This is a genomic window from Burkholderia seminalis DSM 23518 (assembly GCF_902832885.1).
GTDB classification, from domain to species: Bacteria; Pseudomonadota; Gammaproteobacteria; order Burkholderiales; family Burkholderiaceae; genus Burkholderia; species Burkholderia seminalis.
Genome location: NZ_CADFDK010000003.1, coordinates 247,926 through 274,288 on the forward strand (window position 1 = coordinate 247,926; position 26,363 = coordinate 274,288).

The 26,363-nt window shown below is 68.7% G+C and carries 12 protein-coding genes and 1 pseudogene; 11 read left to right on the forward strand and 2 right to left on the reverse strand.

All coding sequences use genetic code 11. The annotated features are described in order from the left end of the window. Positions 1-135 precede the first annotated feature (135 nt). Complete coding sequence (locus HWX00_RS11740) at positions 136-1,410, forward strand: hypothetical protein (RefSeq protein WP_069705731.1); 1,275 nt, start codon at positions 136-138, stop codon at positions 1,408-1,410. Between the two features lie 51 nt (positions 1,411-1,461). On the opposite strand, the gene HWX00_RS11745 is transcribed toward HWX00_RS11740, so the two are convergent. Further along, positions 1,462-2,304, reverse strand: a complete 843-nt coding sequence (locus tag HWX00_RS11745; RefSeq protein ID WP_124608249.1) for a hypothetical protein — start codon at positions 2,302-2,304, stop codon at positions 1,462-1,464. A gap of 395 nt (positions 2,305-2,699) precedes the next feature. After that, entirely contained in the window at positions 2,700-4,397 is a 1,698-nt protein-coding gene (locus HWX00_RS11750) for a M4 family metallopeptidase (RefSeq protein WP_175028225.1), read from the reverse strand. A 1,402-nt stretch (positions 4,398-5,799) separates the two neighbouring features. Between HWX00_RS11750 and HWX00_RS11755 the strand changes: the two genes are divergently transcribed. The 10 genes and pseudogenes from HWX00_RS11755 (at position 5,800) to HWX00_RS11800 (ending at position 26,324) form a co-directional block, all read left to right on the forward strand. Then, positions 5,800-6,042 (forward strand): hypothetical protein, encoded by a 243-nt coding sequence (locus HWX00_RS11755; protein WP_034190058.1) that lies wholly within the window; start codon positions 5,800-5,802, stop codon positions 6,040-6,042. Between the two features lie 164 nt (positions 6,043-6,206). Beyond that, entirely contained in the window at positions 6,207-7,478 is a 1,272-nt protein-coding gene (locus tag HWX00_RS11760) for an HlyD family secretion protein (protein WP_034190059.1), read from the forward strand. A gap of 11 nt (positions 7,479-7,489) precedes the next feature. Further along, positions 7,490-9,712 (forward strand): peptidase domain-containing ABC transporter, encoded by a 2,223-nt coding sequence (locus HWX00_RS11765; RefSeq protein WP_175028224.1) that lies wholly within the window; start codon positions 7,490-7,492, stop codon positions 9,710-9,712. Then, the gene (locus tag HWX00_RS11770; protein WP_175028223.1) at positions 9,713-11,140 is read left to right on the forward strand and encodes a TolC family protein; all 1,428 of its coding nucleotides are present in this window, start codon (positions 9,713-9,715) and stop codon (positions 11,138-11,140) included. After that, a pseudogene (locus tag HWX00_RS11775) lies at positions 11,122-12,712 on the forward strand (acyltransferase domain-containing protein). Before HWX00_RS11770 ends, HWX00_RS11775 begins: the two are co-directional and overlap by 19 nt. A 74-nt stretch (positions 12,713-12,786) precedes the next feature. Continuing rightward, positions 12,787-18,765 carry an SDR family oxidoreductase gene (locus HWX00_RS11780; protein WP_175028222.1) on the forward strand — a complete coding sequence of 1,993 codons (5,979 nt, stop codon included), beginning with the start codon at positions 12,787-12,789 and terminating at the stop codon, positions 18,763-18,765. Continuing rightward, positions 18,762-22,784: a cytochrome P450 gene (locus HWX00_RS11785; RefSeq protein ID WP_175868109.1), complete on the forward strand. Its 4,023-nt coding sequence runs from the start codon at positions 18,762-18,764 to the stop codon at positions 22,782-22,784. The genes HWX00_RS11780 and HWX00_RS11785 overlap by 4 nt, the downstream gene beginning before the upstream one ends. 20 nt (positions 22,785-22,804) lie before the next feature. Continuing rightward, complete coding sequence (locus tag HWX00_RS11790) at positions 22,805-24,205, forward strand: flavin-containing monooxygenase (protein ID WP_175868110.1); 1,401 nt, start codon at positions 22,805-22,807, stop codon at positions 24,203-24,205. Continuing rightward, on the forward strand, positions 24,202-24,918 hold the full coding sequence (locus tag HWX00_RS11795) for an ABC transporter ATP-binding protein (RefSeq protein WP_175868111.1): 717 nt from the start codon (positions 24,202-24,204) through the stop codon (positions 24,916-24,918). The genes HWX00_RS11790 and HWX00_RS11795 overlap by 4 nt, the downstream gene beginning before the upstream one ends. Continuing rightward, positions 24,918-26,324 (forward strand): ABC transporter permease, encoded by a 1,407-nt coding sequence (locus HWX00_RS11800; protein ID WP_175868115.1) that lies wholly within the window; start codon positions 24,918-24,920, stop codon positions 26,322-26,324. Before HWX00_RS11795 ends, HWX00_RS11800 begins: the two co-directional genes overlap by 1 nt. Positions 26,325-26,363: the final 39 nt, after the last annotated feature.

Here is a 26,363-nt window from a genome sequence, read left to right on the forward strand (position 1 = left end):
AAGCCGCTGAAATGGATTCACCGCGATATCGTATGACGATAACGAATATTCGATTGCTGCCCGGCAACCGGTCTCGCGCGCAAGAACCTGCAGCCGGACTGACTCGATACGCGCCACCTTTTCGCCACCACACGCATGAACACGTCCGATAACAACGAGACCAGCCGCCGCCATCTCGTCGCCTTCGCGATCGACGACAACCGGCAAGCCTGGTACGAGATGGTCATTCCGTTCATCGTCTCGCTGCGCGCGACGGACTACCGCGGGCGCATCGGCGTCATCGGCTACGGCTTGTCCGCCGACAAGCAGCAGCGGCTGCGCGATAACGGTATCGAAGTCTATGCCGGGGCAGGCGTCGGCGACCTTTCGTGGGATCGCTACATCTCCGCGGCCGCGGTCTTCGACGCCGATCCGGAACTGCAGACGCTCGCGCTCTACGACGCCGATATCTGGTTCCCGGGGCCGCGATTCGATATCTTCGACGTCGCGACCGATGACGATCTGCTGCACGTCGCGCCCGATGCCCACTTCTGCGCGTTCGTGATGTCGCCGATCATCGGCGAGCGGCGGGACGCGCTGGTCCGTCAGTGCGTCCAGGACGTACTCGATCGGGTCGGGCATCCGTTGCAGGCGGGGCTTGTCGTGGGCGGCCGAGCGCCGTGGGCGCGGTTTGCGCAGTATGTCCGCGAGCAGGCTGGACGCATCGGCCTGGACTTCGCCGGGATCCACGGGCTCGATACGACGTTCCTGCATCTGTGGGGCGGGCTGGGGCAGGTTCGCCTGGTCGGCTGCGAACAGAATTTCGTCACGAAATGGGGGCTTCACGAGCGGCACGATTTCGATGCCGTGCAAATCCTGCTCGAGCATCAGGGCAAGCCGATCCGCGGCCTGCACATGACGGGCGACGTGCGCTTCCTCAATCACTGGCGATATCTGTCTCGCGATGCCGAGCAGGCGATCGCGCTCGGCCAGGCGTTCGCGTTGCCGCCCGAACCCGGCATGCGGGAACAGCCGGCCGCCCTCGACGCGCTTCCGCTCGAACGCCTCGCCGCCAACGGGCTGGCGCTCGTGGCCGCGCACGAGGACGTGCTGCCGGATGTCCCGCGTCTCGCCGCGGGAGCGTCGTTCCGGCACCCGCAGGGCAGTGCGCTCAATGCATGGGCGTCGCACACGGTCGAATTCGAGGTGACGCGCGAACGGACGGTGCTGGACATCGGGCTGTCGCACCTGAGCGGCCAGCCGTCGGCGCCCCGGGCGCATGTGGCGCGCAATGGTGAAAGCGTCTCGCTGCAGGCGCCGTACAAGATCAGCGTCTCGACGCAACCGGGCGACCGCATCGTGTTGAGCGCGCTCACGTTGCCGGGGCAGGCATGCCATACCGCGTGGGATATCGTCGTGCGACACGCGTGATGCCGCGGCTGCCAGGCATGCAGTAGGCCGATACGTGCCGGCGCGGATGCGTCAGGCGGCGAAGATCCGGCGCTGGTAGTCGAGGATCAGGCGATCGATGTCCTGCGCGGCGCGCGGCGGCTGGCTTTTCGGTTCGAGCCAGAGCCATCGCATCATCCGGTAGCGCGCCTCGACGCACATCAGCCAGGCGTCCCAGTCCGACCAGTGGCGCAGCAGCGGGATATTGCGAATGTCCCGCAATCCGTCGCGGATCTCGTACACGTGGAAATGCTGGCTCGCGCGCTGGCTCAATTCGTCGAATGCGCGGGCGGCCTGCTCCGGGTCGGACAGCAGGAAATCGTGGATCTCGATGATCACGTGGCTGCCGGAGAGCTGTTCCAGCAGCGTGTCGTCGAACAGGTCGAATTCCGCGCCTTCGATATCGCACAGGATGACGCGTTCGGCCGGCGCGCCGCCGCGCTCCGACAGGATCGCCGGCAGGTCGCGATCGGCCTTGCCGTAGACCGCGACGCGATCCGCCAGCCCCATCTCCGCGGCGCGGTGCTGGATGGCCTGGCGGCGCTGCTCGTCCATCTCGAAGCACAGGCTGCGGGCAAAGACGTTGTTCCGGACCAGGCCGATGCCGAAGATCCCGTCGGCGGCCCCGAGATCGACCAGCACCTTGTCGGGTGACCCGAGCGCCTCGAGGATCGCGCAGACGGCAATTTCATAGGTGCCGAGCAGGTAGCCGCCGACCGCGACTTCCGCCCAGTGACTGAAGCCGATCGGAAACCCGCGAAGGATGCCGTACTGGACGATCGAGCCGGTCTGCTCGCGCAGCAACTGCGACAGATAGTGCAGGCGAAGATTCGCGGCCTGGATCGAGCTTTGGCTGAAGTACTGCGCGTGGTCCATTTTTTCGTTCTCGCTGGGTGAGGAAGCACGTCGGAGCATGCGGCGATGGCCGGACGGGCGTCTTCCGCGGAGGCGAGCGCGTCGTCCTGCTCGGACGAGAATATAGCGCGTTGCCGGCGTATCGCCAGCATGGCATGAACCCGGACGATGCCGGGCGGCGCAATGGGTTGAACGAACGTGTCGTCTGCTTGGGCGGATGCTTCGGTCACGGTGCCGCGTCGACGCCTCTGCAATGATCCGCCGGTCAACCGCCCGAGAATCGCAGGCGGTTGACCGGCAACGGTCCCCGTCGTTCGCGTGAACGTCGCGTGACCGCATCCGGCCAGCCTTCGATGTGAAGGACCGAAGGACGGCTGCGCGATCGCCCGACGTTCGACGGGTTCACGCACGCACCGTCAATTCACCCCGACCGCGCTCCAGGCCCGCGCGACCGTTGCGCTTTCAGCCGAGTTCGCGCCATACAGGTCGTTCGCCGCCTGGATCGACGCCCGTCGCGCGTTCGGGTAGCTCGAGCTGGCGTTCAGGTACACGGTCAGCGTGCGGTACCAGATCTTGCCGGCCTTCTCGCGGCCGAGGCCGCTGAAGGTCGTGTCGCCGTTGCAGACCAGTTGCGCCTTCGACAGGCCGGTGTCGGTCGACGGCACCGACGGGCCTTCCGACAGCAGGTAGAAGAAGCGGTTGCCGACGCCCGACGTGAAATGCGGATCGTGGCGCGGATTCGACCACGAGAAGCCGCCGGACGGGTAACAGCTGAACGACCGGCCGTCGAGATCCTGCTTGTACATCTTGCGCAGGCCGCCGCTCACCACGCGCGCGCCGATCACGTAGTTGCCGGGATCGTTCGGGTTGTTCGCGTAGTACTTCACAAGCGTGCCGAAAATGTCGGACGTCGATTCGTTCAGGCCGCCCGCGTCACCCGAATAGTTCAGGTTGGCGGTGGCTTCGGTCACGCCGTGACTCATCTCGTGTCCGGCGACGTCGACTGAAACGACCGGTTTCGGCAGGCGAGTGCCCGGATCGCCGTCGCCATACACCATCACGTGCGACGACAGCCAGGCCGCGTTCGCGCCGGTCGTGCCGCTGCCGGTGTTGAAGACCACGTGAGCGTAGCTCTTCACGCCGCGGCCGTCGTTGAAGATGCCGTTGCGGTTGTGCGTGGTCTTGTAGTAGTCCCACGTCAACGCGAGCCCGTAGTCGATGTCCGCGGCGACCGTCTGCCGGTCGGTCGTCGTGTTGTTGCCCCACACGTTCGTGCTGCTCGTGAAGATCGGCAGGTCGGTCGCTTGCTCGACATCGTCCGAGCTCAGCCCGCGGCCGTCGTAGACCGATCCGCTGCCGCGGCCCGGATCGAGCATCCGGTACGCGTTCGTGCCGGTCTGGTCCGTGGTGAGCGTCAGGTTGCCGTAGTACAGCGAGCGGCCGGTGCCGGTCGCGGCGGCGGTCTTGATCAGGTCTTGCGCGTCGAGCACGGTGCCGGTGCGTGCGTCGACGTAGTACAGCACCGCATCGCCGTGCGCTTCGGTGGCCTTGCCGTATACGCGTACCGCGTAGGCCAGAACCGGCGCGACGTCGCGCGCGAACACGACGAGTTCCGCGTCATCGACACGGCGTACGTCCGAGTTGAAATGCGCGGCCGCGATGCGCGTGGCCCTGGACGCGCCAACATCGGGTGCGTTGCGTACCACCGCGCGGTTTCCGACCTTGCCGATCGCGGCGGCGAGATTGATCGGCGCGGGCTGGGTCAGGCTCGCTTGCTTCAACTGCCCGTTGCGCGAATGGACGACAACGTCGCCGCCTATCACGGGCAGGCCCGCATGGAAGCGGTCGAAGCGCACGTGCTCGGTGCCGTCGGGATCGACGATCACGTCGCGTACCTGGAACTGATCGCCGTCCGCCGGCGCGTTCGCCTGCGGCCCCGCGAACTTCAACGTGCGTGCCGTGCCGCCGGTGGCGAGGCTGAAGGCGGACGGGTTCTGCTGGATCAGTTGCAGCGCTTTGTCGACCGCGGCCGACGGGTCGCCGGCCTGGGCAAAAGCGCTGAGACTCGCGACGGTAATCGCGGTGACGGGCAGCAGTCGAGACAGTTTCTTCATGTAATTCCCCAGATTATGAATGGGTTTGTTCGAGGAATGAATCAAGTGAAGACTTCCATACAAGACATGTCGCGAACAGCAGAGGCATGCTAGAGGGTGGTTTTTATAATTACAAGATATTTCCGGTTGGATTAAATTTTCATATCGCTATCGTTAATCAAGTCATGATTTGGTGATGGATTTGAAATGGTCTTGTCGGCTTCGTCGGAGGCCTCGCCGGCATTGCATCGGCGGTGGATGACTGCGAGGCGTCTCGTGATGCTCAGCGCGGCGCGGGACGCGGCTCGACGTGGGTCGGGAGGAATGAGCGAAGTGGAGCGGATTGAAAGCGGCCGCAGAAACTTGATTTATTAAACGTCGGTTTTGATTGTTGTCATTTGATACTGAATTTGCGAGCATGAATAATGATTGAGATATTTCAGTTTTTTGATGGCGAAGACTTTGAATCCACGTTGAGATTTGGGAGGACGCCCGCTACGTAGCGAAATTTTGAACGTGAGGCCGTCAGATATTTTGATGCCGTGTTGATCGTGACCCGATGGCGGGTAATCCCGGTCGTGCCAGCTGCTGCCGGACTGATCGTGTGACGGATATCGAGGCCGGCGACAGGCTTGCCGGGACCGGCCCAAACGCAGACGCTGCCGGTAGCTGCTTCGTCGAAGCGGGCGGCGCACCGCCGCGGGCGCGGGTGGCCGGGTTTATCCGGCCGACGGCTCGATGCTTGCAAGGGAGCGACGGATCGACCGTGGAGACACGAGCTTTCCAGAATCAACTGAGGGCATTCAATCGCAGCAGGCAAGCTCGGAATTATCAATAAAAAAGAGCAAATATCCGCAAAATATCGGGTTTGCCCGATGGTGCGGTATCGTACAAAGAACGTCGGCAAAGTGACGGATCATTGGCCCGTCGGATTCAGTGCTGTAAAAAAACCTGAGGTGAAATCTGATGTCGACCCGCCATTCAATGAAATTTCGTTGATTAGGTGAGCGGCATTTAGCGCGCGATTATTCTCGGTCGATCCTCGGTCGGGCAGTCGTTCTCGTTGAAATTTCGTACTCCATGACGTGCGGGCGCCGCGGCATCCATGCACGGGGGCACCTGTACGTCCGTTACTCGACGTCTTTCAGACGGATGCCGGACGGGGCGAGGAGTGCTCGCATAGCGCCGCTGAATTACCGTCCGGTTGCCGATTACGGTGAAAGGTCGACCGATTGATCTCGGCCGCCGGGATTTTATGCGCCGTTTGAGCAGGATTGATGCAAGGGTTTAATTCGGATTGGTCGATATGTCGCGTCGTTCGAAAGTTTAAATCTATTTAACGTGTTGATCTGCGTCGCAATCGCGGCGTTGTTCGATGCCCCGCTAGATGGATTATCTAGCAATTTGAAACTGGAGAAATGCAATGCAAGAACTGAATCAACAGGAAATCGCACAAGTTTCCGGCGGCTACTACAGCGGCCCGGGCATCCCGTCGGCGTTGGGCAACATCATCGAATGGGGCGGCAGCACCGCGGAGAGCATCGGCAATGCGCTGACGTTCGGCATCTTCGCCGCACCGGTCAAGCAGGCATACAACATCGGCGAGACGATCACGACCGCCGCGGTGAACCTGCTGGACGGCCTGTTCGGCGGCCCGCAGTACTGAGTTGCCTGCATTGAGGCGACGCGGTAGCGGCCGCGTCTCCCGATGATGGAACTGACGATCCGGTATGCACGGGTCTTCCATGTATACCGGATCGCTTTTGCCTGTTCCGACGCGTGGAAGCGGAATGGACGCCGATACCGATATTGGGCGACACGTTGGTGAAAATGGAGTTCGGTCTTTTTCGTTCTGAAGCGGCACAGGCTCGGCGCATGCGGGTGCTGGGCGACATCGTGCTGGTGCACCCTCTGTCCATGACGCTGCTGACGGTCGCCGCGATGGTCATGGCCACCTGCGTGGTGCTGTTCTTCACGTTCGGTACGTATACGCGGCGCACGACGGTCTCCGGTGTGGTGATGCCGGATGCGGGCCTGGTCAAGGTCTATGCATTGCAGCCGGGCATCGTCGTCGAGCGCGACGTGAAGGAAGGGCAGCGCGTGACGCGCGGGCAGACGCTCTACACGGTGTCGACCGATTTGCAAAGCGCGGCGCAAGGTGCGACGCAGGCCGCGTTGATCGCGCAGGCGCGGCAGCGCAAGGCATCCCTGCTCGCGGAAATGGACAAGACCCGCAGCCTGCAGCAGGACGAGCGCGACACGCTGCGCGCGAAGATCGCCAACCTGAAAGGCGCGCTCGCGCAAATCGACGACCAGCTCGCGGCCCAGCGGCTGCGCACGTCGATCGCGGCCGACGGCGCCACGCGCTATCGCCGCCTGCTCGCGCAGGATTACATCTCGAAGGACCAGGCACAGCAGCGCGAGGCCGACCTGCTCGACCAGCAGTCGAAGCTGAACGGGCTGCTGCGCGACCGTGCATCGACGCTTCAGTCGCTCACCGAGGCGAGCAACGAACTGTCGGGGCTCGGCTTCAAGCAGCAGAACCAGCTCGCGCAGATCGACCGCAACGTGATCGACGTCGACCAGAACCTGATCGAAAGCGAGGCGAAGCGCCGGATCGTCGTCACCGCGCCGGAGGCGGGCATCGTCACGGCCGCGATCGCGGACGTCGGCCAGTCGGTCGATACGTCGCGGCCGCTCGCGAGTGTCGTGCCGGGCGGCGCGCGCTGGCAGGCGCACCTGTTCGTGCCGAGCACGGCGATCGGCTTCGTGCGGGCCGGCGAGCCGGTGCTGGTCCGCTATCAGGCATTCCCCTATCAGAAATTCGGCCAGTACGGGGCCACGGTCGTGTCGATCGCGCGCACGGCGCTGTCGGCGGCCGAACTCGCGAACGACGGCGGCCCGGCGGCGACCCCGGGCGAGGGGCGCGACGCGACGTTCTACCGTGTGATCGTCGCGCTCGACGCCCAGCACGTCACCGCATACGGCGCGCAGCAGCCGCTGCAGGCCGGCATGACGTTGCAGGCGGACATCCTGCAGGAACGCCGGCGCCTGTACGAATGGGTGCTCGAGCCGCTTTACAGCCTGACCGGCAAACTCTGACGGGCGCACGCATGCGATTACTCGATCGACTCTCGTTCGGCCTCGGCCGCAAGCTGCCGATGGTCCTGCAGACCGAAGCGGCCGAATGCGGCATCGCATGTCTCGCGATGGTGGCCGGTTATCACGGCCATCACGTGGATCTCGCGACGCTGCGCGCGCAGTTCCCCGTTTCGCTGAAAGGCGCGGGCCTCGGGCGCGTGATCGAGATCGCGCAGCGCCTGTCGCTCGGCACGCGCGCGGTGAAGCTCGACATGGCGCAGCTCGGCCAATTGCGCCTGCCGTGCCTGCTGCACTGGAATTTCAACCACTTCGTCGTGCTGAAGGAAGTGAACGGCAAGACCGCGACGATCCACGATCCGTCGCACGGTATTCGCAAGGTATCGCTCGCCGATGTCTCGCGCGCGTTCACCGGCGTCGCGCTGGAGCTGTGGCCGAACGCCGGCTTCGCGCCGCGCGCGGCGCGGCCGGCGGTCAGGCTGCGCGAACTGCTGGGCCCGGTGTCGGGGTTGTCGCGCTCGCTCGCGCAGATCCTGGTGCTGGCGATCGCGCTCGAAGTCTTCATGCTCGTGCAGCCGTTCTTCCTGCAATGGGTGATCGACGAAGTGATCGTCAGCGCCGATCGCGACCTGCTGACGGTGCTCGCGCTCGGCTTCGGCCTGTTGCTGCTGATGCAGCAAGCGACCGGCGCGATTCGCGCGTGGGCGCTGATGTATGTCGGCGTGACGCTCAACATCCAGTGGCGCGCGAACGTGTTCACGCATCTGCTGAGCCTGCCGGTGCGCTATTACGAACGCCGCCATCTCGGTGACGTCGTGTCTCGCTTCGGCTCGATCGACACGATCCAGCAGACGCTGACCACGTCGTTTCTCGGCGCGGTGATCGACGGGCTGATGACGCTCGTCACGCTGGCGATGATGTTCGTCTACAGCCGCACGCTCGGCTTCGTCGCGCTGGCGACGATGGCGCTGTACGCGCTTGTCCGATGGATGTGGTACGGCCCGTTGCGGCGCGCGACGGAGGACCAGATCGTGCACGCGGCCAAGCAGCAGAGCCATTTCCTCGAGACGGTGCGCGGCGTGAAGACGATCAAGCTGTTCAACCGCCAGACGGAGCGGCGCGCGAGCTGGATCACGCTGCTGGTCGAGCAAGTGAACGCGAGCCTGCACGTGCAGAAGCTGCAGATCTTCTATCAGCAGCTCAACGGGCTGCTGTTCGGCATCGAGAACGTGCTGGTCATCTGGCTCGGCGCGCGGATGGTGATGGACGGCCAGTTCACGGTCGGCGTGCTGATGGCGTTCAACGCGTACAAGAGTCAGTTCGACAGCCGGGTCGGCAGCCTGATCGACAAGTATTTCGAGGTCAAGATGCTGCAGTTGCAGGGCGAGCGGCTGGCCGACATCGTGTTCGCGGAAGCGGAACCCGACGCGAGCCTGCGCAGCGTGCCGGGCGAGGCGGACACGCTCGACGCGAGCATCGAGATCGACGGGCTGTCGTTCCGCTATGCGGACGGCGAGCCGCTGGTGCTGGACGGCGTCAATGCGATGATCGCGGCCGGCGAATCGGTCGCGATCGTCGGGCAGTCCGGTTGCGGGAAGACGACGCTGATCAGCGTGCTGCTCGGGATTCACGAGCCGACGGGCGGCGCCGTGCGCATCGGCGGGCTCGACGTGGCCAGGCTCGGCATCGAGCGGCTGCGCGCGCTGGTCGGCACGGTGCTGCAGGACGACGTGCTGTTCGCGGGGTCGATCGCGGAGAACATCAGCTTCTTCGATCCGGAAGCGGACCCGGACTGGGTGGCCGAGTGCGCGCGCATCGCGGCCGTGCACGACGACATCGCGGCGATGCCGATGGGCTACAACACGCTCGTCGGTGACATGGGCACCGTGCTGTCCGGCGGCCAGAAGCAGCGCGTGCTGCTGGCGCGCGCGCTGTACAAGCGGCCGCGCATCCTGGTGCTCGACGAAGCGACGAGCCATCTCGACATTCAGCGCGAGATGCAGGTCAATGCGGCCGTCACGCAGCTCGCGATGACGCGGCTCATCGTCGCGCACCGGCCGGAGACGATCGCGTCCGCGCAGCGCGTCATCATGCTGCAAGGCGGGAAGGTCGTGCTCGATCAGTCGACCGCGGCGATGCGCGCGGCGGTCGCGGCGAAGTCGCATGCCGGCGTGCCGGCCGCGTCCCGGCCGGCACCGCACGATGCCGGGCCGGTAGAGCCGGTGGCGGGGCGCTAGATGATGAAGCGATCATTCGCCGTCGTGCTGACCGCCGTTGCGCTGGCCGCCGCGCTGCCCGCAAGCGCGCAGATGCTCGACATCTATCGCACGCGCGACGACGTCGCGGCGACGCAGGCCGGGTCGATGGCATCGGCCACCGCGTGCGGCGCACGGCGCCTCGACGACCGGCCGCTCGCGCTGGAGGACGCGATCCTGCTCGCGATCTGCTCCCATCCGCAACTGAGCCGCACGTGGGCGGATGCACGCGCGGCGACGGCCGAGGTCGGCGTGTCGAAGGCCGCGTACCTGCCGACGCTGAACGCGACGGCCGGGATCCAGCGCGACAACGTGAACACGACCTATACGGGCGGATTCTCCGGCGATCAGCGCAGCACCAGCCGTTACGGCATGCTCAACCTGAGCTGGGTGCTGTTCGATTTCGGCAAGCGCGGCGCGAACCTCGACCGTGCGCGTGCGTTGCTGCGCGCGGCCAACGCGGCGCACGACGACGCGTTGCAGAGCGTCTTCTTCGACGCGGCGCAGGCGTTTTATGCGCTGCGCGATGCGCAGGCGGCGCTCGAGGCCGCCCAGGCGGTCGAACATGCGGCGCAGGAGAGCCTGGCCGAAGCAAGCGCGCGGCATGACGGCGGCGCCGGCACGCTCGGCGACGCGTTGCAGGCGCAGACGAACTATCGCAAGGCGCTGCTCGACCGCGTGAGCGCGGAGGGCGACCTGCAGAACGCGATCGGCACGCTCGCGACGACGCTCGGCGCGGACGCCGACACGCCGCTGCGGATCGCCGACGCGGAACCGTCGCCCGATCGCGACGATTTCACGCGCGGCGTCGCGAACCTGATCGCCGAGGCGAAGCGCGATCACCCGAAACTGATCGCCGCCCGCGAGCGGCTCGAAGCGGCGCGCGACCAGATCCGCGCGGTGCGCGCCCAGTCGCTGCCGACGATTTCGCTGATGGGCAGCCTCTCGCGCAACAACCCGTCGTACCAGCAGCAGCCGTCGCTGTTCCAGTTGCGGAGCAGTCACAGCAACTCGATCGGCATCCAGGTTTCGATTCCGCTGTTCGAGGGATTCGCATCCGGGTATCGCATCGCGCAGGCGAAGGCGCAGGCCGATGCGCAGGAAGCCGATGTGCGCAGTACCGAACTCAAGGTGTCGCTCGACGTGTGGAAGAGCTACCAGAGCTTGCAAACCGACACGACGAACCTCGACAACTCGCAGCATCTGCTCGACACCGCGCTGCATTCGCTCGACATCGCCCGCGGCCGCTACAAGGCCGGGGTCGGCACGTTCACGGAACTGCTGAATGCGCAGTCGGCGCTCGCGGATGCGCGCCGGCAGCGCGTGCTCGCGGTGTCGAGGTGGCGGACCGCGAGACTGAAGCTGGCCGAGAGCCTTGGGAGGTTGGGATTATGGAACGACGCGAGTTGAACGGTACCGGGCCGAACGTGGGCGACGCGCAAGCGTGCGGCTGCGCGTTCCTGTTCCCGGGACAAGGGGCGTTCTATGCGGGCGCGTTGCGGCAACTCGGGCGAGAACACCGCGGCGTGCGGCAGACGCTCGACGCGATCGACGCGGTCGCGAGCGAGCGGCTCGGCCAGCCGCTGACCGGCGCGCTGTGGCGCGACGATGCGGGGCTCGATACGTGGCTGCGCGAGGCGCCCGACTTGTTGCAGCTCGGGATCTTCGGCGCATCGGTCGGGATGTTCGGCGTGCTGCGCGAACGCGGCGTCGTCCCCGACCTGCTGATCGGACACAGCTTCGGCGAAATCGCGGCGCTGGTGTGCGGCGGCGTGTATTCGATCGAGCAGGGCGCGCGCATCGTGTGCGACCGGATTGCGTCGTTGCAGGCCGCGGCGCCGGCCGACGGCATGATGGCCGCGATTTCGGCCGGCGCCGACGCGACACTCGCGCTGATCGACGCGAGCGCGATCACGCACGGGGTGCGCAACGTCTGCATCGCGGTCGAGAACCACGCGTCGCAGACCGTCGTGTCCGGCCCGCGCGACGCGCTGGAAGGTTTCGTCGCGGCCTGCGCGGCGCGCGGCGTGACCGCACAGACGCTCCGGTCTCCGTATGGCTTTCATCACCCCGACCTGGCCGGCGCGCGCGCAGTTCGCCGCGCGGCTTGCCGCCTATCGACCCGGCGCACTCGCGATTCCGGTGTATTCGCCGATCCTCGGCCGCCGCTATAGCGGCGCCGACGATCCCGGCATGCGGCTCGCGTCGCATTTCGTGATGCCGGTGCGCTTCGCGGACGCGATTCGCGCCGCGCGCGCGGACGGCATCGCCCGCTACGTCGAGTGCGGCGCGCTCAATGCGCTGGCACGCATCGTCGTGCGCATCGCCGGGCCGGGCGCGGTCAGGACGTTCGGCGGCCCGACGAGCGTGGCAGAGGAATCGAGCGTCGTCACGACGATCACCCGTTATTTCCAGGAGGACAGCATCATGAAGGACGATATTCGCATCGGCAACGCCGGCTCCGGCTTCGACGCGTTCTGGCAAGCGCGCGGACCGCACATCGTCGACTGGCTCAAGGGCGAACTGCGTCACGCGTTCGACGCGGCGGGCACGGTGTCGGGAGGCACCGCACCGACGGCGACGCCACTCGCGCCGCAGCCGGACCCGATTCTCGCGCCCGCGCCGCGCCTCGCGGCAGTGGGTGGAGCGGCGCTGGCGCCGGTTCCGGCGCCGCCGAGTGAGGGGGCGCCCGCGGCGGTTGCCGCGGCGCGGCCCGCGCACGTGCCGCGCGAGCGGCTGTTCTCGGAGCTTGTCGATATCTACGCGCAGGCGATGGAATATCCGGCCGAGGTGTTCTCCGAATCGATCGAGCTCGAAGCCGAACTCGGTATCGACTCGGTCAAGCAGACCGAGATCATCCAGCGCATCACCGCGCGCTATGCGTTGCCGCCGCTGCCCGCGAATTTCCGCAGCGGCGACTTCAAGGCGATGGGGCAGATCGTCGATTTCGTCTACGAAAACCAGGGAAAGGCGCTCGCCTGACGGCCGTGCGCCGAAACGTTGGTCGGCAGGGGGGCCCTGCCCGTAATCACAAGTTCTCGATAGGCAGGCGATCCATGTCGAATACCAGCATGCGCGGCAAGCTCGTTCTCGTGACGGGCGGTGCGAAAAACGTGGGCAAGGCGATCTGCAGGCGTTTCGCCGAGCAGGGCGCGCACGTGATCCTGAATTTCTTCCATTCGCTCGACGCGTCGAAGGAGACGGCCGAGGAACTGCGCGCGCTCGGCGCGACCGTCGACGTGATCCGAGCGTCGGTCGCGCAGCAGGCGCAGGTCGACCGGATGTTCGACGAGATCGAACGGCGCTACGGCCGCCTCGACGTGCTCGTCAACAATGCGGCGTCCGGCGCGCTGCTCGGCGTCGACGAGATCGGCGCCGAGCATTTCGATCGCGCGCTCGACACCAACCTGAAAGGCGCGTTCTGGTGCGCGCGCCGTGCCGCGGCGCTGATGGCGCGCTCGGGCGGCGGCGCGATCGTCAACGTGTCGTCGGTGGGCGCGACGCTCGTGCCCGCGAACTATCTCGTCGTCGGCACCGCGAAGGCGGCACTCGAATCGCTGACGCGCTATCTCGCGGTCGAGTACGCGGGGCGCCAGATCCGGGTGAACGGCGCATCGTCGACGCTGATCGACGGCGACGTCGCCGCGCAGTTTCCGGACCCGGAGAACACGAAGCGATCGAGCATCGCGGCGACCCCGCTGAAGCGGCTCGCGCGCGCGGAGGATCTTGCCGATCTCGTCGTGTTTCTCGCGTCGGATGCCGCGCGCTGGATTACCGGACAGGTGGTCGTCGCGGATGGCGGGTTGTCGCTGTGCAGCGAGGGATTGTCGCCGCGCGCGGACTGGGCGACCGCCGGGCAGGATGCGGGCGCGGCCGCGGCCGCTGCCGTCGCGCAACCGGCTGCCCGTACGGCCGCCGCTGCCGACGACGCACCGGACAGCGACGACATCGCCGTGGTCGGCATGGGTCTCGCATTGCCCGGCGCAAGCGATCCGGACGCATTCTGGCGCGCGCTGCTGGACGGCCCCGAGCTGTTCGGCAACGTGCCCCCGGATCGGTGGGACTACCGCTCGTTCTACTCGCCGGATACGTCGGCGGAAGACAAGAGCTACCAGTCGCGCTCGGTCTTCATCGAACAGTTCGAGCCGTGCTCGACGGTGCGCGCCGAGCTCGACGCCGGCACCGCGCCGCGCGAACTCACGACGCTGTGGCTGCGCCACGCACTATGCCAGGCGCTCGACGGCGTGACGCTGCGCGACGCCGATCGTGTCGCGTTTCTGGTCGGCTACACGGCGGACGGCAGCCAGCATCTCGAGGAAGGCATGGTGCTGGCCGCCGCGCGCGAGCGCCTGAACGCGGTGCTGGCCGACGCCGGCGTCGACGCGGCCGAGCGCGCGCGCCGCGTGGCCGCGATCGATGCGGTGCTGAGCGCGCGCTATGCGCGCGGCGCGGGCGATCTAGCGTCGTTCTTCCCGCACCGTGTCGGCCTGAACGCGATGAAGGGCGTGCTGCCGGACGATGCGGAATACATGATGGTCGACACCGCATGTTCGTCGTCGCTGTATTCGATCGATCTCGGGATCAAGGCGCTGCTGCTCGGCAAGCAGGACGTGGTCGCGTGCGGCGGCGCGTTCGCGCTCGCACCGCGCGGCTCGATCCTGTTTTCGAAGCTGCACGGGCTGTCGCGCAGCGGCGAGGTGCGGCCGCTCGATCGCAACTGCGACGGCGTGCTGTTCGCGGACGGCGCGGGCGTCGTGATCCTGAAGCGCCTGGCGCGGGCGCGCGCGGACGGCGACCGCATTCTCGGCGTGCTGAAGTCGTTCGGCTCGTCGTCGGACGGGAAGGGCAAGGCGATCTACGCGCCGAATTCGGCCGGCCAGCGCATCGCGATCGACCGCGCGTATGCGCGCACCGCGACGGTGCCCGCCGACGTCGACTGGGTCGTGGCGCATGCCACCGGCACGCCGGCCGGCGATCTCGCCGAATTCCAGAGCCTGCGCGACGCGATCCGGCGCGATCGTCCGGTGCAGGTGACCTCCAACAAGTCGCTGGTCGGCCATACAGGCTGGGCGGCCGGCGTCGTATCGGTGATCCAGGTGCTGCTCGGCTTGCGCCACGAGGTCATCCCGCCCCAGCATCGCTTCAGCGAACCGCCGCCGGAATTCGAACTCGGCGGCACGAGCCTGCGGATCCCGGTGGCGCCGGTGGCGTGGCCGGTCCGGCGCGATTCGACGCGCGTCGCGGCGGTGTCCGGTTTCGGCTTCGGCGGCACGAACGGCCACCTGATCGTGTCGGAGTACCGCGCCGATCTGCCCGCCGGCGGCGCGAGCGGCCGCTTCAAGCGCGAACCGCTGGCGATCGTCGGTTGGTCCGCGAAGTTTCCCGGTCTCGACGGCGACGCCGAGGTCGCGGCCTGGCTGCGTGGCGAAGACCGCGCGCCGGACGCGAGCTTCGGGATCGGCTATCCGCTGCCGAGCTTCGCGCGCGTGAAGATGCCGCCGGCCGTGTTGCGCGCGCTCGATCGCTGCCAGCTGATGGCGCTCGATGCCGCGCACGATCTGCGCGAACGTCTCGGCACGTTCTGGCAGGAGCATGCGGACACGATCGGGCTCGTGATGGGACATATGGGGCCCACACGTAACGCGGCGCTGTATGCGAGCCGCTGCTATCTCGACGACATCGCGGCGGCGGTGCTCGATGCGACGCGGCCGGACGAGCGCGCGACGACCGAGCGCCTGCTGGACGGCTTGCGCGACGCGACGCAGCGGCTCGTCGCGCCGACCACCGAAAACTCGTTTCCCGGGATGATGCCGAACGTGATCCCGGCGCGCGTCGCCAATTACCACGATCTGCACGGGATGAACATGACGGTGGACGCGGGCCACGCATCGACGCTCGCCGCGTTCGAGGCGGCCGAGCGGTTCCTGTGCAGCGGCGAACTCGACATGGCGATCGTCGGCGGGATCAACGGCAACGCCGCGGAGGAGGTGGGTCCGGCATTCGGGCTGCCGCTCGCGGAGGGTATCGTGCTGTTCGCGGTGACGACCGTGCGACACGCGCAGGCCGAAGGGCTGCCGGTGCTCGCGGTGGTCGGCGGCGGCGACGCGCGGGCCGCGGTCGAGCCGGCCGCGCCGTGCGACGCGACGGGCCGCGCGGTCACGTACGCGGGCGCGGATGCGGCGATCGACGTGCTGCGCGCGATCGTTGCGCGTACCCCCGACGTGACGCTGGCACGCGACAGCGGCGGCGACCGGCCGCGCTATGCGCTGCACGTCGCCTGCGAGCCGGCCGCCGCGCAGGCGGCCGCCCCGCATGAACCGCAAGCCGCGGTTGTAGCCGCGCCGGTGCAGGCCGTGCAGCCGGCGCCGGCTGCCGCACCCGTCGGGCCCGGGACGTTGCTGCCCGGCACGTTGCGCCGGACCGGCGTCGCGGCCGACGGCGAGCCGCTCGGCGTCGCACGATACCGGATCGAATGGCGCGATGCGCCGTGGCGGCCCGCCGGACGATCGACGCCGTTCATCGCGCCGCGTTGCGTGATCGTCACCGACCTGCCGGAAGCGCTCGCGGCACAGGCCGATCCGGGCCCCGGCTGCGTGGTGTTGTCGACGCGTCCGTTCGCCGCGAGCCGGCCGGGCTGGCACTGGATCGAGCGAATCGACGAAACCGTGCTCGACGGGCTGCCCGACGACATCGGCCACGTGCGCGTGCTGACGTCGCTCGATGCCGGCACGCTCGCCTCGGGCACCGCGGCGCCGGCCGCGCCCGCGCGGCTCGCGCTGCACGATCTCGCGTTCCTCGCGATCAAGCGTTGCCATGCGGCACTCAAGCGCGACGGCAGCTTCGTCGCGCTGCTGCTCGATGCGCTCGCGGGCGAGGTGCCGCACCCGGATGCCGGGCTCTACACCGGCCTCGTGAAGGCGCTGGCGATCGAGATGCCGGAAGCGCGCCCGGTGGCCGTGCTGACCGATGCCCGCTCGCTGCCCGATGCGCTGCGCGACGCCGAGCATGAAAGCGGCGCGCGTCACTGGCTGCCGGTCGTCGCACTGGGCGGCGGGCGTCGCCGCACGCCGCGCGTGATCGAGGACGCGGGCGAGCTGCGCGCGGACGAGCGCCTGGCGCTCGGGCCCGACGCGGTCGTCGTCGCGGTCGGCGGCGCACGCGGGATCACCGGCGAGCTGATGAAGACGCTGGCCGCGCACGTGCGCCCGACGCTGTACCTGATCGGCAGCAGCGCGCTCGACGAGGTCGACGCGGACCTGCTCGCGATGGACGACGAAGCGTTCGCGAAGACCCGCCCCGATTACATTCGCCAGCAGAAGGCACGGCATCCGGAGCAGCCGCTGCCGGCGATCATCCGCGCGTTCGAGCGGCGTGCCGACGCGCGCACGGCGTGCATGAACATCGAGGCGATGCGCGCCTTCTGCGGCGCGCATCGCGTGACGTACCTGCGCGCCGACGTGATGGACCCCGGCAGCGTGCGCACGGCCATCGACACGATTCTCGCGCGCGAATCGCGCGTCGACCTGCTGGTCAACGCGGCCGGACTGAACCGTTCCGCATCGGTGCTCGTGAAGTCGCTGGACGATTTCGTCGCGGTGCGCGACATCAAGGTGCGCGGCTACTGGAACCTGCGCGGCGCGTTCGGCGACCGGCAGCCGCGCCTGTGGTGCAACTTCGGGTCGTTCATCGGCCTGACGGGCCAGGCCGGCGAAACCGACTACGCGTCGGGCAACGACTTCCTGAACACGCAGGCGTCGTATCACCGCGCGACGCTCGGCCACGACGAATTCACGATCGGCTGGACGCTGTGGCGCTCGGTGGGGCTCGGCTCGAATCCTGTCACGCGCGCGTTTCTCGAGAAGAGCGGCCTGTTCACGAGCATGCGCACCGCGGAAGGGCAGCATCATTTCATGCGCGAGCTCGGTCTCGGCGAGCGCGCGGCGATGTCCGTGCATCTGGGCGAGGCCGAGCGACGGGCGATCGAGACGCACCTGCCCGGCTACTTCGAACTCGACGAAGCGGAAGCGGCGCCGCACGTCGCCACGCCGCGCGAGCCGGATTTCTATCTCGGCCGCGAGCTGGCGCGCACCGGCGACAGCGTGAGCTTCGAGCGCGTGTTCGATCTCGAGCGCGATGCGTATCTGCAGCATCACGTCGTCAACGGTTTTCCGACGCTGCCGGGCACGTTCGTGCCCGAAGTGGCCGCCGAGGCCGCGCTGCGGCTCGTGCCGGGGCTCAAGGTCGTCGGATTCGCGGACGCGGCGTTCCTGCACTTCCTCCGCGTCTACGACGCGAAGCGGCCGAGCGCGAAGCGCATCCACGCGCGCATCGCCGCGCGCGACGGCGACGCCGTGCTCGTGCACGTGCGGATCTCCGGCGACGTGCTGGCGCCCGGCGGCCAGGTGCTCGTGCGCGACAAGCCGCACTTCGAGATCACCGTGCGCCTGGCCGCGGCCTACGCGCCCGCACCGGTATGGAGCGAACCGCCGGGCGGGACGTTTGTGCCCGTCGCCGATCCGTATCACTTCGACGCGGCGCCGGTGAGACTGACCGGCATGTTCGTGTCGACGACCGACACCGGCATGAGCGAAACGGGCAAGCAGGCGCGCTTCCGGCTGAACGTGCCGGACGGCGATCCGGTGTTCTCGCGCTTCGTGGTGCCGAGCATCCTGCTCGACGGTCTTGCACGCGTGGCGGCGCTCGATCATGTCGCCGGCGACTACATCCCGCTCGCGGCGCCGATGTCGATCGGCCGCATCGACCTGTACGAAGCCGGCAACGACTGCGAGCTGGCGGCGCGCCATGCGTCGATCGCGCTGCGCGTGACGCCGCGCGCCTTCGCGCTCGAAGGGCCGGCGAGCAGCGGCAACCGGTTCGTCGCGGTGCGCCCGGACGGCCGCATCGTGATGCAGATGCGCGACGTGACGGGCATCGTGACCGGCTACGTGCACCGCGTGACCGGCGCGTTCGCCACGCGCGGCGAGATCGATGCGCGGCTCGCCGCGCCCGCGGCTTCCGAACAGGTGTCGGCATGAGCACGAAGCGTCTCGCGCCCGGCCCGCGCGGCAGCGTCGTGATGGGCAATCTCGCGGAATACAAGCGCAATCCCGTCACGATGCTGCTGAAGCTGCAGCAGCAGTACGGCGACATCGCCCGCAACCGGCTGGGCCCGTTTCTCACGCACGCGCTCGCGCATCCGGACGGCGTCCAGCACGTGCTGCAGGACAATCACCGCAACTACGTGCGCGGCCGCTTCTACGACAACTTCAAGATGTTCTTCGGCGACGGACTGCTGACAACGGACGGCGAGTTCTGGCGACGTCACCGGCGCGTCGTGCAGCCGCTCTTTCACCGCAAGCAGGTGGAAGCGCATACGGCCGCCGTCGGCGACGCGGCGCTCGCGCTCGTCGAGCGCTGGCTGAAGCGGCCCGCGCACGCGCCGTTCGACGCCGTCGAGGAGATGATGCGCGTGAGCCTGCGCATGCTCGGGTTGATGCTGTTCAACGCGGACATCTCGCGGCACGCGGACGAGGTCGGGCCGGCGGTGCGCTTCGGCATCGAGGCGATGATGCCGCAGGGCAACATGAACGATTTCGTGCCGCGCTGGATGCCGACGCCGTTCAACCGCCGGATCGCACGCGCGCGCCGCGGGATCGACACGATCGTCGATGCGATCGTCGCGGAGCATCGCGCGGGACGCAGCGACACGAGCGACGTGATCGCGCTGCTGCTCGCCGCGCGCGACCCCGACACGGGCGCGCCGCTGACCGAGCGCGAGGTGCACGACGAGGTGATGACGGTGTTCCTGGCCGGCCACGAAACGACCGGCAGCGGGATGGCGTGGGGGCTCTATGCGCTCGCGCAGCATCCGGACGTGCTGCGGCGGCTGCGCGAGGAGCTCGATGCGGTGCTCGGCGGTCGCGCGCCCACGGCAGACGACATTGCGCGCCTGCCGTATCTGGTGCAGACCGTCGACGAGATCCTGCGGCTCTATCCGCCGATCTGGGGCTTCACGCGCGACCTGGTCGACGACGACGAGATCGGCGGCTATCACGTGCCGGCCGGTTCGTCGGTATTCATGTCGCCGTACGTCACGCATCGTCATCCGGCGCTGTGGGCCAACCCGGACGCATTCGATCCGGAGAACTTCGGATCGCACGCGCCGACGCGGCACAAGTACGCGTACTTTCCGTTCGGCGGCGGGATGCGCAAGTGCATCGGTTATCAGACCGCGCTGCTGCAGATCCGCGTGCTGATCGCGGTGGTCGCGCAGCACGTCGATCTGAGCGCGGTGTCCGGTCGTTCGCTCGACACGGGCGCGACGATTTCGCTGCGCCCGCGTGACGGCATTCAGCTGGTCGCCCGGCCGAGATCGCGCGAACGCACGAGCGCGGCGCCTGCCGGGCGCGACGTGCAGGTGCCGGCTTCGCGCGGCACGGCGTGTCCGTTCACCGGTGCGCCGGCAACGACGGCCGGCGGCGAGCGGGCGGCAAGCGTGGCGGCGCCGGCCGCGCCCGCGCCTGCTGCCGGGCCGACGCTGCCGCCCGACGTGTGGGCGTTTCTGCAACGCGACGCGATGGCACCCGAAGCCCGGCGCGGCATGGACGTCGAAGCAGACGTGGACGGCGCACCGACCCACCGCTTCACGTGGCGGCCGGTCGAGATCGAACCGCTGCCCGAACGGCCGGCGGCCGAACTGAGCGGCAAGCGGATCGCGATCGTCAACGGCCTCGGCCGCACGGCCGAGCGCGTGGTGGCGGCGCTCGCGCGCGCCTGCGCGAAGCCCGCGGTGTTCGCCCCCGCCGACGGCGTCGATCCGGCGGCGGCCGCGAACGCGTTCGTCGCCCAGTCGGGTCCGTTCGACGGGATCGTCGATCTCGGCGTCGAGGCACCGTTCTCGCTCGACGTGCGCGATCAGTGGGAAGCGCCGCTGCGCCGCACGGTCGCGTTGCTGCAGGCGTGCTACGGCGACTGGGTGCAGGAGGAAGCGACGTCGCGGCTGTTCTATCTCGCCGTGACCTGGCTGGATGGACTGATGGGATACGGCGACGACACGCTCGTCCAGCCGCTCGGCGGATTGTGGGCGGGGCTCGCGAAGACGCTGCCGCAGGAATTGCCGAACTGCAACGTGCGCGTGCTGGACATCGCGCCGGACGAAACCGGCCGCGTCGACGGGTTGATCGCACGCGAGCTGTATCGCTGGGGGCGCTTCGAGGTCGGTCATCGCGACGGGCGCCGCCACACGCTCGTCGCGACCCGCGACGACCTGCCGGCGCAAGCGGCGCCGGACTGGGGCCCCGACGACGTCGTGCTGTTCTCGGGCGGCGCACGCGGCATCGGGTTCCTGGCCGCCTGCGAGATCGCGAAGCGGCATCGCTGCACGGTCATCGTCACCGGCCGCGACGCGCCGCCGGCCGGCGACGAACCGTGGCTCGCGCTCGACGACGCGGGCTTCAGGCGCTACGGGCTCGACCTGCTGCGCCAGGCGACGCCGGAGCGGCCGCCCAAGGCGATCCGGCACACGCTGCAGCAACTCGAACGGCGCCGCGAGCTGAAGGCGTCACTCGACGCCGCGGCCGCGCTCGGCCTGCCGGTGCGCTACGCGGTATGCGACGTGACCGATGCGAACGCCGTGCGCGCGTTGTGCGACGCATTCGGCGCGCGGCTGCGCGGCGTGATCCACAACGCCGGGATCGACCAGCCGGTGCGGTTGCCGCGCAAGTCCGCGGACGAATTCGTCGGTACCGCGCGCGTGAAGGTGCTCGGCTTCATGAATCTGTACGCGGCCGTGCGCGAGCGGCCGCGTGTCGACTGCTTCGTCAACGTCGGCTCGCTGACCGGCCGCTGGGGCGGCATGACGGGCGAGACCGACTACGCGGCCGCGAACGAGGCGCTCGCGCGGCTCGGCTGGTGGGCGCGCCGCGATGCGCCCGGGCGCGCGGTGAAAACGCTCGTGTGGCCGACGTGGGACGGCGTCGGCATGATCACGAACCTCGCCGTCACGCGGCGCTATGTGACGCCGATGCGCATCGCCGACGGCATTCGGCACTGGCTGGCGGAGCTCGCGCCGCCCACGCTGCCCGCGGCCCCCGGCGACGGCGAACCGATGTACATGGGCGCCGTCGGCCGTGCGTTGACGCCGATCCAGCTTCGCGGCTTCGATGCGGTCGACGGCTTGCCGAATCTCGGCGAACTCGCGACGCGCCGGCACCACGCGGGCGAGCCGCGGCGATTCCGGCCGTTCGCGTTTTTCTCGACGCGCTATCGCACGGCCAACGCGCCCTATACGCGCGCATTCCGCTTCGGCGGCCGCGCGGCGGTGCCCGCGTCGCTGCTGCTCGAGCACGCGCGCGTCGTGGCCGACTGGGTTGCGCCGCCCGACGGCGAGCGCGCCTACCTGCATGAAGCCGCCGACGTGACGATCGCGCTCGATGCGCTCGCCGACGCGCTCGATGCGCACGGCGATCTCGCGCTCGACACCGACGTGACCGGCCGTACGGCCGGCGACGGCTGGCACGTGACGGTGCGGTGCGCGTCGCTCGCCGGCCGCGTGCTGCTCGATGCGACGTTCGTGTACCGCGGTCATCCGCCCGCGGGGACGACGGTGCCGCTGCCGCACGACGGGCAGGACGATGCGGTCCGGCCGGCCGTGTACGCGATCTGGCGCGGCGACCTGCTGCCCGATGCGGACTGGCGCGGCGGCATCGCGCAGGTCAGGGCCGCCGACGCCGATACGTTGTGGCGCGCGCCGGGCGACGGCGACGCGCGCGACGCGGCGCCGTGCCCGCAGGTATGGCTGCCGGTCAATCATCTGGAGAACGTGTTGCGCGTGCTGCTCGGCGCGTGGCCCGCAGACGGCGAGCCGCCGCGCACGTGGCGCATCGGCGGCATCGCATTCGGCGCCGCGTGCGCCGCCGACGCCGAATTGCTGCTGCGCTATCCGGACGGCCGCTTCGCGATCGCCGATCGCGGCGGCGCATCGATCGCCGATCTGCGCGACGCGCGGCTGGCCGGCGCGACCGGCACGCAGGCCGCGGCCGCGCCGGCTCTTTGAACGGAAAGGGGAGATCCACCATGACGGAGCGCAACGACGGCGCGCGGTACTGCATCATCGGCGCGGGCGCGGCGGGAATCACCGCCGCGAAGAACCTGCTCGCGGCCGGGATCGGCTTCGACGTGATCGAGCGCGAGGACGACGTCGGCGGCAACTGGTACTACGGCCGGCCGAGCGGCGCGGTGTATCGCTCGATTCACATGATCAGCTCGAAGCGGTTCTCGGAATACACCGATTTTCCGATTCCCGACGACTACCCGACGTATGCGCGCGGCGACCAGGCGCTCGCGTACCTGCGTGCGTACGCGCGGCGCTTCGGCGTGTACGAGCGGATCGAGTTCGGCCGCTCGGTGCTCGAGATCGCGCCGGTCGACGGCGGCTCGGGGTGGCGCGTCGAGCTGGATCGCGGCGAAGTGCGCACCTATCGCGGCGTGATCGTCTGCAACGGGCATCTGTCGCATCCGCAACTGCCGGACTATCCGGGCCGCTTCGACGGGCTGCAGCTGCATTCGTCGCAATACCGTACGCCGGAGATCTTTCGTGACCGGCGCGTGCTCGTGGTCGGCGCGGGCAATTCGGGCTGCGACATCGCGGTCGAGGCGTCTCATCATGCGCGCGCGGTGTTCCACAGCACGCGGCGCGGTTACTACTACTGGCCGAAATTCCTGTTCGGGATACCGGCGGACCAGTGGGCCGAATGGCCGCTGCGGCTGCGCATGCCTTTGTGGGCGCGCCGCTTCTTCGGCGAGCGGCTGCTGCGGCTGACGACGGCCGGGCAGCCGGAGGACTACGGACTGCGCAAGCCCGACCACAAGCTGTTCGAATCGCATTTCATCATCAATTCGACGCTGTTCTACCGCCTCGGCCACGGCGATCTCGATGCGCGGCCCGACGTGCGCGAACTGAAGGGCGATCGCGTCGTATTCGCCGACGGCCGCGAGGAGCCGGTCGACGTGATCGTCTACGCGACCGGCTATCAACCGAGCTTTCCGTTCATCGACCAGGCGCATCTGCAATGGCACAAGCAGCAGCCGTCGCTGTACCTCAACATGTTCGACGCGCAGCATCGCGACCTGTTCTTCATTGGGCTGTTCCAGACGTCGACCGGCAACTGGCCGCTGATGGACTACCAGGCGCAGCTGCTCGCACGCTATCTGCATGCGCGCGACGCGGCGCCGCGCAAGGCCGCGCACGTCGACCGGCTGATCCGGCGCGGACGGTCCGACTGGAGCGGCGGCATCGCGTTCCATCGCACGCCGCGGCACGTGATCGAGGTCGAGCATTTCGCCTACCGGCTGCAGTTGCGGCGGCTGATACGCGGCCTGCCGGCCGTGCCGGCCGTGCCGGGCGCGGCCGGCACCGATGCGCGCGCCGCGCCGGCGGCCCCGGCGGCGCCCGTGCGCGCGGGAGGTGCGTCATGAGCCTCGTGAACGTCGAACACCTGTCGAAGACCTACCTGCTCGACAGCGTGCGCGTGACCGGGCTCGCCGACGTGTCGGCGACGCTCGAGGCCGGGCGCTTCACCGTGTTGAGCGGCCCGTCGGGCAGCGGCAAGACGACGCTGCTGAACATGATCGGCTGCATCGACCGTCCCGACAGCGGGCGCGTGACGATCGCGGGCCACGATACCGCGTCGTTGTCCGACGATGCGTTGTCCGATTTCCGCGCGCGCCATGTCGGCCACGTGTTCCAGACCTTCAACCTGCTGCCGGTGCTGTCCGCGTACGAGAACGTCGAGTACCCGCTGCTGATGGCGGGCTGGGCGCCGGCCCGGCGCGCGGCGCGCGTGCGCGACCTGCTCGACGCGGTCGGGCTGGCCGACAAGGGACGGCACCGGCCGAGCCAGCTGTCGGGCGGCCAGCGCCAGCGCGTCGCGATCGCGCGGGCGCTGGCCGCCGAGCCCGCGATGGTGCTGGCGGACGAACCCACCGCGAACCTCGACAGCGCCACCGGCCACGCGATCATCGCGCTGATGCGCACGATCCAGCGCGAGCGCGACGTGTCGTTCATCGTGTCGTCGCACGATCCGCAGGTGGTGAGCGTCGCCGACGAGGTGATCCGGATTCTCGACGGCCGCATCGTCGGCCGGGAACGGGCCGGCGACGGCACGGTGGCGCAGGAGGTGTGCCGATGATCCATACGCTGATGCTCGCGCTGCGCAACCTGCAGCGCAACCGCCGGCGCTCGCTGACCACGCTGCTCGCGATGATCGTCGGCGTCAGTGCGATCCTGCTGTTCGGCGGTTTCAGCCGCGACATCACGCTCGGACTGCAAACCGACTTCGTGCAGCGCAGCGGCCATCTGCAGATCCAGCGGCAGGGCTATTACCTGTACGGCACGGGCGATCCGGCCGCGTACGGGATCCGCCGCTATGCGGCGCTGATCGACCTCCTGCGGCGCGACCCGCAGCTCGCGCCGCTGCTGCAGGTCGTCACGCCGACGCTGCAGTTCGGCGGCATCGCCGGCAATTTCGCGGCCGGCGTGTCGCGCACCGTGATGGGATTCGGCGCGATTCCCGACGACCAGTACCGGATGCAGCAGTGGAACGCCTACGGTTTTCCGCTGCGCCCGCGCGCGTTCGCGCTGCGCGGCAGCGCCGACGACGCGGCGGTGGTCGGTCTCGGCGTCGCGCGCGTGCTGCATCTGTGCGGGCCGCTGCACGTGGCGGACTGCCGCGATGCGCCGCCGGGGCCGGCCGCGCCCGCCGCCGCCGGCCCGGACGCGAGTGCGCCGGCCGACGTGCTCGCGCTCGCGCAGGGCGAGGCCGGCTCGCAGCCGGCCGGCGACGGCGCAACCCACATCGAGGTGCTGACCGCGAGCGCGGGCGGCGCGCCGAACGTCGGCCGCTTCTCGGTCGTGAAGGCCGAGCAGCAGGGCGTGAAGGAGCTCGACGACGTATATCTCGCGGTGCGCCTGCCGCAGGCGCAGCGGCTCGTATACGGCGGCGCCGAACCGCGCGCGACCGCGCTCGAGATCCAGCTCGCGCGCACGGCCGATCTGCCGGCGGCGCGCGCGCGCATCGAGCAGCTGCTGCGCGGCGGCTTCGACGGCCAGCCGCTCGACGTCGTCGATTTCGCGACGCTGAACCCGTTCTACGACCAGACCAACCGGATGTTCTCGGTGATCTTCGGCTTCGTGTTCGTGCTGATCAGCGCGATCGTGCTGTTCGTGATCAGCAACACGATGAGCACCGCGATCATCGAGCGCACGGTCGAAATCGGCACGCTGCGCGCGATGGGCATGCGGCGCGGCGGCATTCAGGCGCTGTTCGTCTGCGAGGGCGCGCTGCTCGGCGTGGCCGGCGCATCGCTCGGCGTGCTGGCGGCGCTCGCGATTGCCGCGGCCGTCAATCACAGCGGGCTGGCCTGGACGCCGCCCGCGCGCATCGACGCGGTCGCGCTCACGGTGCGCGTGTGGGGCGAGTGGCGAACCATCGCGGTCACGTTCGCGGGGCTCGCATGCGTGGCCGGGCTGTCCGCGTGGCTGCCGTCGCGGCACGCGGCGCGGCTGTCGATCGTCGATGCGCTGCGGCATGTGTGACGCCGTGCGGATGCGGTCATTTTCGTTCATTTCACTTTC